General features: G+C 38.7%; 11 protein-coding genes. 3 read left to right on the top strand and 8 right to left on the bottom strand.

The genetic code is table 11. The features are described from left to right. The first annotated feature begins 6 nt into the window (after positions 1–6). Complete coding sequence (locus RB604_RS14150) at positions 7–1,671, top strand: long-chain fatty acid--CoA ligase (protein WP_055294616.1); 1,665 nt, start codon at positions 7–9, stop codon at positions 1,669–1,671. A gap of 26 nt (positions 1,672–1,697) precedes the next feature. On the opposite strand, the gene RB604_RS14145 is transcribed toward RB604_RS14150, so the two are convergent. The 8 genes from RB604_RS14145 to RB604_RS14110 all read right to left on the bottom strand — a co-directional run bounded on the left by RB604_RS14145 (position 1,698) and on the right by RB604_RS14110 (position 8,850). Beyond that, the gene (locus RB604_RS14145) at positions 1,698–3,296 is read right to left on the bottom strand and encodes a glycoside hydrolase family 31 protein (RefSeq protein WP_005932360.1); all 1,599 of its coding nucleotides are present in this window, start codon (positions 3,294–3,296) and stop codon (positions 1,698–1,700) included. Positions 3,297–3,306: 10 nt separating this feature from the next. Then, positions 3,307–3,690 carry a DUF3037 domain-containing protein gene (locus RB604_RS14140; RefSeq protein ID WP_021937034.1) on the bottom strand — a complete coding sequence of 128 codons (384 nt, stop codon included), beginning with the start codon at positions 3,688–3,690 and terminating at the stop codon, positions 3,307–3,309. Further along, the gene (locus RB604_RS14135) at positions 3,668–4,450 is read right to left on the bottom strand and encodes a HipA family kinase (RefSeq protein ID WP_055294747.1); all 783 of its coding nucleotides are present in this window, start codon (positions 4,448–4,450) and stop codon (positions 3,668–3,670) included. The genes RB604_RS14140 and RB604_RS14135 overlap by 23 nt, the downstream gene beginning before the upstream one ends. Positions 4,451–4,719: 269 nt before the next feature. Then, entirely contained in the window at positions 4,720–5,124 is a 405-nt protein-coding gene (locus tag RB604_RS14130; RefSeq protein WP_005932369.1) for a hypothetical protein, read from the bottom strand. Further along, positions 5,124–5,495: a LytTR family DNA-binding domain-containing protein gene (locus tag RB604_RS14125; RefSeq protein WP_044094032.1), complete on the bottom strand. Its 372-nt coding sequence runs from the start codon at positions 5,493–5,495 to the stop codon at positions 5,124–5,126. The genes RB604_RS14130 and RB604_RS14125 overlap by 1 nt, the downstream gene beginning before the upstream one ends. Positions 5,496–5,613: 118 nt before the next feature. Then, positions 5,614–6,636, bottom strand: coding sequence for a WG repeat-containing protein (locus tag RB604_RS14120; protein ID WP_055294614.1), 1,023 nt, complete (start codon positions 6,634–6,636; stop codon positions 5,614–5,616). Between the two features lie 679 nt (positions 6,637–7,315). Then, positions 7,316–7,729 (bottom strand): hypothetical protein, encoded by a 414-nt coding sequence (locus tag RB604_RS14115; protein WP_309005549.1) that lies wholly within the window; start codon positions 7,727–7,729, stop codon positions 7,316–7,318. A 221-nt stretch (positions 7,730–7,950) separates the two neighbouring features. Continuing rightward, positions 7,951–8,850: an Abi family protein gene (locus tag RB604_RS14110; protein WP_117921336.1), complete on the bottom strand. Its 900-nt coding sequence runs from the start codon at positions 8,848–8,850 to the stop codon at positions 7,951–7,953. Between the two features lie 627 nt (positions 8,851–9,477). Between RB604_RS14110 and RB604_RS14105 the strand changes: the two genes are divergently transcribed. Together RB604_RS14105 and RB604_RS14100 are read left to right on the top strand one after the other, a co-directional pair. Then, on the top strand, positions 9,478–10,779 hold the full coding sequence (locus RB604_RS14105; protein WP_181986398.1) for an ATP-binding domain-containing protein: 1,302 nt from the start codon (positions 9,478–9,480) through the stop codon (positions 10,777–10,779). A 4-nt stretch (positions 10,780–10,783) separates the two neighbouring features. Next, positions 10,784–12,547 carry a lantibiotic ABC transporter gene (locus RB604_RS14100; protein WP_117921351.1) on the top strand — a complete coding sequence of 588 codons (1,764 nt, stop codon included), beginning with the start codon at positions 10,784–10,786 and terminating at the stop codon, positions 12,545–12,547. Positions 12,548–12,581 lie beyond the last annotated feature (34 nt).

Below are 12,581 nucleotides of genomic sequence, written 5' to 3'. Positions count from 1 at the left end.
AACGTAATGGAACAACAACAAGGGTTCATAGACTTTATTGAGCAGAGTATTATAAAAAACTGGGACTTAAGTGCCTTGACGGATTACAAAGGAATCACCCTTCAATACAAGGATGTTGCCCGTAAGATAGCAAAGTTTCACATAGTACTTGAAAGTGCAGGTATTCAACCCGGCGATAAGATAGCCGTCTGCGGACGCAACAGTGCACATTGGGCCGTTGCCTTTTTAGCTACCGTTACTTATGGAGCAGTAATCGTCCCTATTCTTCACGAATTCAAAGCCGATAATATACATAATATTGTCAACCACTCGGAATCTAAATTGCTTTTTGTCGGTGATCAGGCTTGGGAGAATCTGAATGAAGATGCCATGCCGTTATTAAAAGGCATTGCCTCTCTAACAGACTTTTCAGCACTCGTATCCCGTTGCGACAAGTTGACTTATGCATTCGAACACCGAAACGAAATATACGGTCGCCGTTATCCGAAAAACTTCCGTCCGGAACACATTTCCTATCGTAAAAGCGCCCCGGAAGAATTGGTAATCATCAATTATACTTCCGGTACGACCGGTTATTCCAAAGGAGTTATGTTACCCGCCCGCAGTATGTGGTCCAATATCACCTACTGTTATGAAATGCGTCCTTTAAAAACAGGAGATACGGTCGTATCGATGCTCCCATTAGGGCACGTATTCGGTATGACGTATGACTTTCTTTATGGTTTCTCAGCAGGAGCGCATCTCTATTTTCTCACTCGGATGCCCTCCCCTAAAATCATAGCGCAATCTTTTGCCGAAATCAGGCCGAAGTTGATTTCATGCGTACCGTTAATTGTAGAAAAGATCATTAAAAAAGACGTATTGCCCAAACTTGACAATAAAATCGGCAAGCTACTTTTGCGTGTTCCCATTCTTAATGACAAGCTAAAATCAAGGGCACGGCAGGAAGCTATGGAGATATTCGGTGGTAATTTCAATGATATTATTATCGGAGGTGCCCCCTTCAATGCAGAAATAGAAGCTTTCCTGAAAAAAATAGGATTTCCTTATACCATCGCTTATGGAATGACAGAATGCGGGCCTATCATTTGCTCAAGCCACTGGCAAGATTTAAAGAAAGCCTCCTGTGGAAAAGCAGCCAGCCGCATGGAAGTAAAAATAGATTCTCCCGATCCAAACACGCATGCCGGTGAGATTATTTGCAGGGGAACCAATCTCATGTTGGGTTATTATAAAAATCCCGAAGCTACCGCTCAAATCATAGATAAAGACGGGTGGTTGCATACCGGAGATTTGGGTACAATGGACAATCAAGGTTATGTTACGATACGCGGTCGTAGCAAAAATCTGTTACTAAACTCCAGTGGGCACAATATCTATCCCGAAGAGATAGAGAGCAAGCTGAATAACATGCTATATGTCTCAGAATCATTGATCGTGTTACAAAACGATAAGTTAGTGGCACTGATATATCCGGACTTTGATGAAGCTTTTGCCAATGGTCTGCAACAACCGGACATTGAAAAAGCGATGGAAAACAACCGTATCGAGTTAAATCTTCAGCTACCATCGTACAGTCAGATAACCAAAGTCAAAATTCACTTCGAGGAATTTGAAAAAACAGCAAAGAAAAGTATCAAGCGATTTATGTATCAAGAGGCGAAAGGGTAATTCTTCCTTTCGTCTCTTTTTTAGTTTTATTTTATCTTCTCATAATAAGGTAAACGGTTCAAAGGAACATCCGTGTCAATTACTTTCGGACCTTTAAAAATTTGCCCTCTCTCATCTTTCCATTTACCTTTGGGCAGCTTCACCGTACGTTTTACTCCGGGAGTCACCATAGGAGCTACCAGATACTTGTCCCCCAACATATATTGATCTTTACAGTCCGTAAAGCCCTGATGGGGATACTCATACTCCATGGAGCGAACAATCGGCTCACCCGTTTCCGCTGCGCGTTTGGCCAACTCCAGAATATACCCGCTCATTTTCTGATGCAAATGGGCATAATGTGCACAAATATCAGCATTCTCTTTACTTAAAATCCTCCAAGGAGCTACAGAAAATTGCATCATAGGCATTAACGCATGTACCTGGCAAGAACGTACAATCAGTTCTTCATCAAACTCTTTTACATTGAGGAAAGCACTGTACTGCCCGCCCCCAATCATATCGGGACATGTATAATAATACCCCAGCAAACCGGCAGCCAACATATCCGGTATTAACATTCGTGTAGCATTCCATGAGTAATCCTTATCACCCAAACGCTGCACCAATGCCTGCCCCCCAAGCTTCCAGCATGCCCGCAATTCATTGTAAGGAAAACTCAAACCTAACGCTGCCCATTTTTCCATAAAGGTATTAGGAGTGGCATCCTTATCATAAAAATCATATTCTCCGGGCGTCATATAACTGATATCCGCACCATCGAATTTAAAACCGTCTATTCCGTATTTCTCCTGATTGGCACGAAGTTGCTGTTTCAGATACTCCATAGCTTCCGGATTAGTAGTGTCATAGCAGGCACTGAAGCCATTCCACCAATGGATAATGGCAGGCTGCCCCGTATCCTTCTTCTTCAAGAGATACCCTTTCTTTTCCAATATCCGAAATTCCGGACTATCTGCCGATACATAAGGCGCTATCCATAACATCACTTTAAATCCCATCCGGTGCAGCTCATCCGTCATCCCTTTCGGATCCGGAAATTTCTCCGGTTTAAAATCGAAATTACCGTAATACCTCTGCCAGTTATCATCAATCATAAATACCCCTTGCGGAAAGCCATTCTCCACTACCTTATGGGCATATTGCATAATATCCCGTTGATTCTGATCATACATCAGTTCTATCCAAGTGTTGTATTGTGGCAATGAGAAAAATTCCTCTTTCGGTATTTGCCCTGAAGAGGGAAAGTGCTTTTTGGCAACAGCTAATTGAGCTTCTTTCAAAGTCGTTCCGGCAGATACAGGTTCCAGTTTTTCACTATCCGAATAAACGATAAGATCTCCGTTTTTCATTTCAAAACGGAAAGGATTTTCCGCCCATATATATCGTCCGGCAGAAGAAATCATGCAAGGGACAAGCTGGTTATTACGATTGTTACGGGCTAAATCCTGTAATGCCAGCTGCTGTCCGAATGGCATCTGGTGTCCTAAAGCAACCACTCCTCCCCACCATCTTTCGTTTTTAAGCGGAGAAACCACAGTTGTAAACACATTTTGCCCGTACACAGCCAGGCTATTTCCCAATAAAATGAACAGTAATAATAGTAAAGTGTTTTTCTTTTTCATATATGATCAATTAAAGTACCAATTCATTAAATAGCTTGTCCAGTGTTTCCTCCAAGTCAACAGAAAAACCTACATGCGGACGGGAAGTCTGGATACACGAACTTCTCATAGCTGTCAGCCAGCGAAATCGCTCCGGAATATCCAATGCAGCAATTGTTCCTCCCGTTTTATGACCGGAACAGACCTTACTGAAAGCCTCCATATGTTCACGAAAATCGTCTATATCCAACTCCGGAGAGAAGACTCTCAACCTGTTTTCATTAATAGCATAGCGCATCTTTATAAAGTTAGCCTGCTTGGAAAACAGAATAACCCCCACATTGATAAACTCTTCGCGTTCTACTTTCGGTACAATGCGGATTACTGCATATTCATATAAGTGTTTTTCTGGCATCCTCTGCTTCTTTTACAAATATTTCGGAATGATGTATCCTTTCTGTTAGAAATTGAAAATAAATATCTCGTATATCTTGGGGAGTTTCCTCCTTATCTCTCCAATGCAACCAGTCATCGGGTATCAGTTCCACAATCTCACGAAGCTTTTCATCAGTCAATATCTCTTTGCATATTCTATCCGCTTCCTCCAACTCACTCGCTTCGGTCAGCAAGGCATGCTCCTTTATCTGTGTAAAAGGACTGAGCGCATGCTTCCTCCAGTTTACCCACGAATGATGGAAAAACAAAGATGCTCCATGATCTATCAGCCACAATTCTTTGTGCCACATCAACATATTCGTATTTTTTGCCGTACGATCTACATTGGTCAGCAAAGCATCCATCCATACTACCTGTGAGGCCAACTTAGCATCCACTCTGATCACTACAGGATCGAAAGGTAATGCTCCCGAAAGAAAATGCAATCCTAAGTTCAATCCACGGCTTCCCTGCAGGAGGTCTTGTATCTCCTCATCCCCTTCCGAACGGCCGAAAGCTTCATCCAGATTTAAAAAGACAATCTCCGGTAAACGCAGTTTCAGGGCACGCGCCACCTCCCCGCCTATCAGCTCGGCTATAAGGGCTTTTGTCCCATGTCCGGCTCCCCGAAACTTCACAACGTATTTGAATCCGTCGTCCGCTTCGGCAAGTGCAGGCAACGAACCTCCTTCACGCAAAGGCATGATGTATCTGGTTACATTTACAGTGCGTATCTCTATTTCTCTGTTTTTTACTGTCATAGTGTTCCTTTCTCTTCTGTTTGTCAGATATTAAGTATAACAGTCGGTCTTCCGAAAAAGTTCCTGTTAAAAACCAAATGGAATCGGGATACAAATATATAAATAAAACTGTTATTCTTCCCTATAGGCAAAAAGAGAGATGGTAATTGCTATACAACAAATCCTCTATCGGATGCCATATATGGTTCATTGTCCGAATAACGATTCATATAAATAGCTTTCTCACTGACTTTTTTACGCTTCTCAGATTAAACTGTTTCATGAACTTCATTCAATTTTTCTATTCGCAGACATTCATAAATCATCCTGTCAACAAAATCCCGTACGAACTGCTCTCCTTTCTTAAAAGAGAATTGTCTTCTTATCTGGTTAGGAGTACCCACAAAACAGTTCGAAGATGAGTTTCTCTCTCCGGTAAATTCAATATTAATGCAAACCAGGCAATATCCTCCTCTTTTAACTTCTCTAATGTACTGAAAAGAAAGAGAGTTATAACAATCCTCCATCTCTTCATTCTTCTCCACCAACACAATCTCCTTATCAGAAATAAGCCCTTTCCTATCCCGTTTCACAATCTCCAGAAGTCTAGTGTTCAATCGGGATACGATTTCACAAAGACGGGAATAATTAAAGTCATTTTTTCTCCTGTTCATCAGATATTCGGATATTTTTCCATCAGTTTCTTCATAAATGATTTACTAATTTGTAAATCCTCCGCTTTATCGAATGGTGGAAGCATCATACAATTATTTCCCTTTATCAAAACCAGATAACTCACATTTATAATCATTGACTGGCTGATTTGGATCAAATGAGGATGGTAGCTCAATATTTTTTCTGCATTTGTCGTTCTTTTCAATGCCAAAGAACGATGATTACATAAGGCAGCTTCCCACAACCTGTTCACGGAGTTATAACGAAAATAGCCGATATGTTCCAAACGCAATAATTGTATATTTCCGGTCATTGTAGAAGACAGGAATATATTATCCTGGTCTTTCGCTATATTAGTTAAGTATTCCATAATGAATACATCTTCTTTACGCTGCTCTTTCATTGTTTTATTTTGTTGGTTCCAATTTGTTCATACTCCATTTTCCAATTCAATCAATACACTATTCGTATTGTATCAAACTGTAAGCTCAAGATTTTACCACTTCTCCCTTTTCATTCAAAAGTACATCCGACTGTCTGTCAAACAATGTGGCTCTAAATAAATGTTTATTCACTGTACAAATGCCACTATAGTCAGGCGGAGTAACAAGCTTCCCCTTTTCGTCCATCAAGCCACGACAATTACCGACCGTATAACAATACAACCCGGTCGATGCCATTATTTCGGTACCATCGTCAAAGTATTTGCCCGTAGAATAATCCAACCGATCAATCATATCATACAACATTGGATTGAGAATCTCTCCCTTATATGACATCTGCATTCGCGATGCATCCCATCTGGAGACGATTGCATAATCCGAAGCCTGCGTAATATACCTATATTCAGCAGGTATTACGATGTGAAGCGAATCATCCATTAGTCCATACTTATCATTTTGTATAAAAACCCTCTTCCCGTACAATGGATTCTGGATATAGTCATATTGCGGCTTTACGACCCATTCACCTTTATTATTTATAATACCGCATTTACCCTCCTCATCGTACATACTGCAATATCCTTCATGAAACACAAAGTCCACACGCCGGCCATTATCTTTCAGATACGGATATTGAAAACCAATAACAACATCCCCCCGACGATTGATAAATCCTACTTTATCCTCTTTGACCACCGCGGCCAATCCCTCCGAAAATATCCAAGCATGAGTGTATTGTTCCGGAATCACCGCTTCTCCTGTAAAACGGTTAAAATACCCTCTTCTATAATTTTTCGAATAAATGACCAGCGAATCCGTATAAGCATCCGATGCAAACATCCAAGTTATCCCTTTTAGTGTTATTTCACCGGTTCGAAGATTTTTAATGCCATATGTGCCGTCACTATAAGAAATTGAACGGCACTCACTACTATACAATTCCCCCTCGTATTCGCGAACGCGACTTTCTCTATTATACACCTTAACCACAAGGACGGTTATTATGCAAAGACATAAAACGGCAATCGCTCCCAAAACCTTTCCCAATACTTTCATAATCTTTTTCATCGTATTCTGTATTTTTAAATTATAACCATATTATATACCTGTGTCTTTACTACTTTGTTTTCTGTTTTTACCTCTTTCATAATTGTATATTCTTTAAAATGTTATTGATTATATATCTTTATGATTATAGAGTATAAAAAGTAACCTTAATCTATCAGAGTTTATCGGTTTTTATTAAAAAATCCTTTCGGGCTATTTCTTGTTGCTGTAATCTTTCGGAATTATTTTTCCTGGTGCAAAATATATAGATAAAAGTGCGCATTGCAGGTAAAAATTCAATTTTCAAAAGTGCGTATAGGAGAAAGTTATGTGATTCATCCCAAGAATCTGATCGTAAAAGAAGGAGTGGTATATTTTCCTGCTTATATGATTTTCTGTTTGTATTGAAATTTCTTATTATTCCAATCTTTCAGAATTAAATTGACTGAAAGATACTGTTATCCTGGATTTTGTCATTTGCTCATTCACAAGTGTAGATATGCTATTATATCCGGCTTCTATCAATATATTTTTTAGTAACAGTACGTTCTTATCACCATTTATTTTCCTTAACTCGCATCTTCTTGTGTACCCAAACCAATGATTAGTACTCTTTTTGTCTGTACTGTTGCAAGCACAGACAAAAAGAGTATTAAAACTGCCAATATGTAGAGCTTTTACTTCTCAATCGCATTACCATTCAAATGTCATTCCGTTCTTTTGAGTAAGAGCAGAATACCTGTCGCATTTCTTCGTCCTCACAGTTATCTGCAAGTTCATCGAATTTCGCACGAGACATCACAGACCCACGAGCCATTGTAGCAGCTTCAACCAACCGGGCCGTCTTATTACCGGTTTCAAACGGGACGCTGATACCGTTGGTCATTGCAGACAACTCTTTGTACCATGCGGCATTAGTGATGGTTACCGTATCAATCTTTATCTTTTTTCGAGCTGCTTTCTCTGCTTCTTTCCGCCAATCTATCTGGTTACCCACCACATAATTCTCATAGGTATAACCCAAAGGATGGGGATCCGCATCCGAGATAAGCAGTATCGCTCGTGTGGAATTCTCACGCCAGGGAGTCTCTTCAACGATTTTCTTGATAACCAATTCATAAAATTCATCACCATCACCCCCGCTCGTATTTTTAACCTGAGTATCTATTATTAGTTGATTATCAGTGTTATACGCTCTAAACGGTAGAAAAGTGACCGTATGAATTCTGATTAGATACGAAAAGGTGAAGATTTAACGTATTTAACTTTCAATCACATCAAAATTGCAGAAAATATGGGTGATGTGGGGTGGTTAACAGTCTCTTCATATGTCTTTTATTGCCACAGAGGTTCATTTTCCCAACCAGAAGGGAATCCAAGAGCAGCCAGGTCTATCTCTGGAAACTTGCTGAACAAATTGTGCATTTTGTCAAGCATGTCATTGTTGGGAGAGATGATGTCAAGGAAATACTTGATGATGCACATGTTATAATATATTCTTCGCTTGTCCGCAGGAATAGTAATCCAAGGACGAGTCATGCCTCTCATATCATTTGGAATAATCTTGTTGACCTTATTCCAAACACGAGCATGATGACAACACGCATTGCGAGTAAGCGTAATCACAGAAAGCCAAGACTCAAACACTGGAGCATGAAGGCAGAAACGCTTGGCGATCTGCTTTTTGAGTCCTTTATCTTTCAAGTTCCTGTAGTACATATTCACGCTACCCATTGGGAGAAGTTCACCAAGAATCCATGCTGGTGGAAAAGGTTCTGTATATGTTCTTTTGAAGTGTTCTATAAAGTCTTCAGTAGAACGTTCATACTCCTTCGACAACATTGCCATACTATTGACGAAAATGGACTGATCACGAAAATGTGCAGAATTTGTAAGCCAATATATATCACCAGTCCGTTCAGCCGTCATATTCATTACGGCTTCTCTTACAGCAATTTCGATCTTCTCAATCTCGTTAAAAAGGAGTAAGCGCAACTTTTTGTCAAAGCGATAAAGCATCATCACTTTGTTAAATGTAGCACCTTCCTTATACAGATGAAGAATCTTTGGAGTCTTCAACAAAGGATGCATATACGCAGACAATCGATAATAGCCAATGCTCTCCAAATACAATTGAGCCTTTTGCCTATCATTAATTATCAATCCACGATTTTCCAATAAGGTTACAAGTTCTCGTGGAGTCTTGTAATCTTTTCCAAAATTTCTCTTTGTCATAGCTTATAAACAAAAAAGCCCAGCCTATTTAAGCATTGTAAAGAGGCTCGGCTGGAACTAACGCTGCAAAAATACAAATAATCATTGATAATACAAACTTTTTAGCAAGAAAAATCACGCAAAAGTGGAATTCTTTGACATATTTATATTTAATAATGTTAAATCAAACCTTAAAAATCATATTTTACCAGCCCAAAAAAGTGGTTTCCAAGATAAAAGTGTTATCTTTGTAACGTCTATACCCATACCGGAAGCCCCGATGGGCAGAGGTTGGGCAGACATACATATGGTAAAAGGCGTTTTTGTACGCTTTGGTTTTGACGCTATAAGAATCTCGCAAATTCAACGACAAGTCAAGAACAAAGCAACAAAGAACGCCTCATGAGGTGTATTATATACAGCCCTCATTGGCTTCGGACGATTCCATAGTTCGTTGTCAAGAGTGCTTTCTATATACTTACACTGGCGTGGGGCTTTCGGCGTTGCTCGTTTCGACTTGTCGGGCAATGCGAGAGCCTTTATAGCGTGGAACGAGTGACAGAATAGGCTCCGCGCTTTTTCGTATGTATTCAAAACATTAATCAGTCAAACAACACAGAGTGGAGCTGCTGTTCTAATGGAAATGGCATGAGATTAGAAAAGTGGTTTATATCAAACTTAGATGATTCTCAAAGAAAAATCATCGTTCAAAGTATAGACGAAGATATCATAGTACAAGGTGCTGCAGGTAGTGGAAAAACTAATCTTGCTATCCATCGTGCACTACAGGCAAAGAACAAAGGAAGTTACGCCATAGTTATTTTTACTGTGGCTTTGAAAAGAATGATAGCTTATGGAATGCAGGCTCTCGGTTTAGACAAAGAGCGCATTGCATACGAATGGGCTTGGACTCATCGTGGCTTTGACCTGACAGGAGATGTATTTTGGGAAAAAGGCAATAGGAATACCCTCTATCTGGTAAATGACTTAAATGTCAGAAAGTTTGAACGTACCGAAAAGGACAAAACGGCTTATGGAATAGATTTTGCAGATTGGGTGGATTACAAATTTTACTCAGCCTTTGGACGCAGGGTTAGTTGGTTTAAAGAAGTTCCATATCTATCAGGGTTTAGTGTGACTAATACTAATAAGTTCGAGTTGATTCCAAGTGGAACAATTTATAAGCAATCAGAAGATAAAATTGATTATCTTATTATAGATGAGGCTCAAGATTTTAACATCTCAGACTATCAAGGAAGGATAATACCTCATAAGGGGAAGAGTCTTTCTTTATTTGGAGATTCTGTGCAACAAATGAATTTTAAAGGAAGTTCAATAGATGAGATTGCTAACACTTTAGTCTACAAACGTCTCTCTTTGGATTACAATTATCGTCTACCAAAGACAATTGCTAAAGTTGCTCAGCAAATTCAAGATGTCAAGGTGGACTTGTTGACAAATAACATGAAAGATGGTGGCAATAGCGACTATCCTAATTATCCCAAACCGATTGTCACGAAATACTCATCTAGAGAGAAAGAATTGGAAGGCATATTAAATCGAATAAAAATGGAAGATTTAGATGATGTCGCAATTCTTGTTCCTGACGAGAGTGATGTACGTGAAGTAAATGATTTTCTGAATCAAAGAGGAGTAAATACACAAGTTCATTATCGAACTGGAAATGTAGTTCCGTTTAGAACTGTCAACACATTGGACTTTTCAAACAATGACCTACCATGCATCCTGACATACTATGCAGCAAAAGGGTCTGAATTTGATAATGTCTTTGTGCCTTTTGCTAATGAGGCGAACACTTGTAAAAGAAATGCTTTTTATGTGGCATGCACTCGTTCTTCACGCAATCTGTATATCTCCTACACAGGAAAGCGAACATCCTTTTTGAAAGATGTTTCAAAGGAAAATATAGTTGAAATTGAAAATAATTAGACCTATGTTTTATTATATAAGTACAAACTCATGGAACTTACTGGAATCTTTCGTTTCAGAAAGTATATCACCATTCTCTTTCTACCAAGTCAGAGGATATGGGAATAATTTGAGCCGTTATTTAGATGGAACAAATGAAAGGGCTAATTATCTAATTTTGTCAACAAAGGAAATTAATGGTGATTATGTCTTGAGAGTCAATGATGAAATTCTAGACAAATCAAATATAGCTCCTGTCAAAAATAGTAAAACTCTATTTACATACAATAAGACAATCTACTACAAAAAGGGAGCTGTTGCTTTTCTGTTCTCTTCAAGAGATTTACTGGAATCTCTTGTTGCAGAATCGCAAATATTGTTTGAAGTAAAATGTATTGAAAAGTACAAGTCTGAATTTATCGTAAAGACGAGCAATGCGTTGCCTATATCCACAGGAAAAATAGCAAACGCCATATCTTTTCAACTTCAAGAATATGTTGCACAAGACTGTATTTATGACAGATTAAAGGGAATGATTGTTGCCTTTACTCGTGCAATGGCGTTTGCAAAAAATCCCCAAGAACAAAAACTAATGTGTATATTGCGTGATTTAAAAAATTCATTTGCTGGATTAAATACACAAGTTATGGTTTCTGAAATCGCTGTTTCAAATGAGAGTAAATATATTTCTCTAATCCAAACAGCTAAAGGGATATATAATGGTACTGTTAAGACAAGGACAAACTTGTTTGATATTCTTATGCAACATTTCTCTGAAATTGTCAAATTGGCAAAGGCTCGTGCAGAAGAAATATCTCAGAATAAACAAGCAAATAGTACAGACAAAAGAGATTTCTTAATAACACAAAAGGATGCTCTAGAAAGCAAACTTTACAGCATGGAATGTCACGATGGTATTTCTGATTGGATAGAAGAACTTAATTCTATAAAAAAGAAAGAACGTGATAATGGTATCAAAATGGGGAAAAAACGTGAATATTTCAAAAAGGGAACTTGGGAATATGAGCGTAAGAAGTATCTCAAACAAGAAATCAAAAAATACGAAGATGAAAATTACGAATTTAAGTCCATAAAGCAGCAGATCGCAGATATAAAACAACAGATAACGAACATAGAATCAGGTTCATCTATGTATGATACGACTTTAGGAGCTTTGTTTGTCCGTGTTAGTGATATTATGAATGATCTTATCGGTAAAGCAAAAGTATCTGGTGAGGCAAACGGAAACATTGATTACTCTCGTTTCTCGCTAAAGAACTTAACTATAAGCATTGATGTACTGAATTCTGATGAAGAAAAAGTATTTCTTGATATCATAATGAATGAAGCTCTTATGTGCAAACAAAGAGGTTTGTCTGACGAAGTTGTATTGAACCTTATTGTTGAATCAGCCAACAAATATAAGTGCTTAGAATGCTCTAACACAGAAAAAGGTAAGCAAATACTTAGCACTCTTCGGGAATTTTGGTCATACAAGCACAACCAATGCTCATCATTTAGCATTCCCGTCAACTTGGTTGTATTGAAATCCTTGATGGCTTTCTTTATCAAACCTTTTGGTTTTGACCAAATTGACCGATATGCCCAAAATAGAGGCATTGATAGTAAAGAGTATGGATATATGCTCCGAGGGGCATTAATCGGTTATACAGCCTTTCCAAAGACTTTTACCGATGCACTTTATACCAACACGGATATATACATTCCTATGGATGAATATTTAACAGCGATACACAAGCAAGTCGAAACGCAACACCCCTGCGATTGACTTGTACACAACAAAAGGGGTTAAAAGAAATATT

The organism is Bacteroides salyersiae, from assembly GCF_031172035.1.
Classification (GTDB): domain Bacteria; phylum Bacteroidota; class Bacteroidia; order Bacteroidales; family Bacteroidaceae; genus Bacteroides; species Bacteroides salyersiae.
This window is presented reverse-complemented; position numbering and strand designations above follow the sequence as displayed.

Bases quoted from the DNA above. Each gene is read 5' to 3' on its own strand.
- RB604_RS14120 (WP_055294614.1), bottom strand. From the start codon at position 6,636: ATGAAAAAGATTATGAAAGTATTGGGAAAGGTTTTGGGAGCGATTGCC.
- RB604_RS14140 (WP_021937034.1), bottom strand. From the start codon at position 3,690: ATGCCAGAAAAACACTTATATGAATATGCAGTAATCCGCATTGTACCG.
- RB604_RS14145 (WP_005932360.1), bottom strand. From the start codon at position 3,296: ATGAAAAAGAAAAACACTTTACTATTATTACTGTTCATTTTATTGGGA.
- RB604_RS14105 (WP_181986398.1), top strand. From the start codon at position 9,478: ATGAGATTAGAAAAGTGGTTTATATCAAACTTAGATGATTCTCAAAGA.
- RB604_RS14150 (WP_055294616.1), top strand. From the start codon at position 7: ATGGAACAACAACAAGGGTTCATAGACTTTATTGAGCAGAGTATTATA.
- RB604_RS14110 (WP_117921336.1), bottom strand. From the start codon at position 8,850: ATGACAAAGAGAAATTTTGGAAAAGATTACAAGACTCCACGAGAACTT.
- RB604_RS14125 (WP_044094032.1), bottom strand. From the start codon at position 5,495: ATGGAATACTTAACTAATATAGCGAAAGACCAGGATAATATATTCCTG.
- RB604_RS14100 (WP_117921351.1), top strand. From the start codon at position 10,784: ATGTTTTATTATATAAGTACAAACTCATGGAACTTACTGGAATCTTTC.
- RB604_RS14130 (WP_005932369.1), bottom strand. From the start codon at position 5,124: ATGAACAGGAGAAAAAATGACTTTAATTATTCCCGTCTTTGTGAAATC.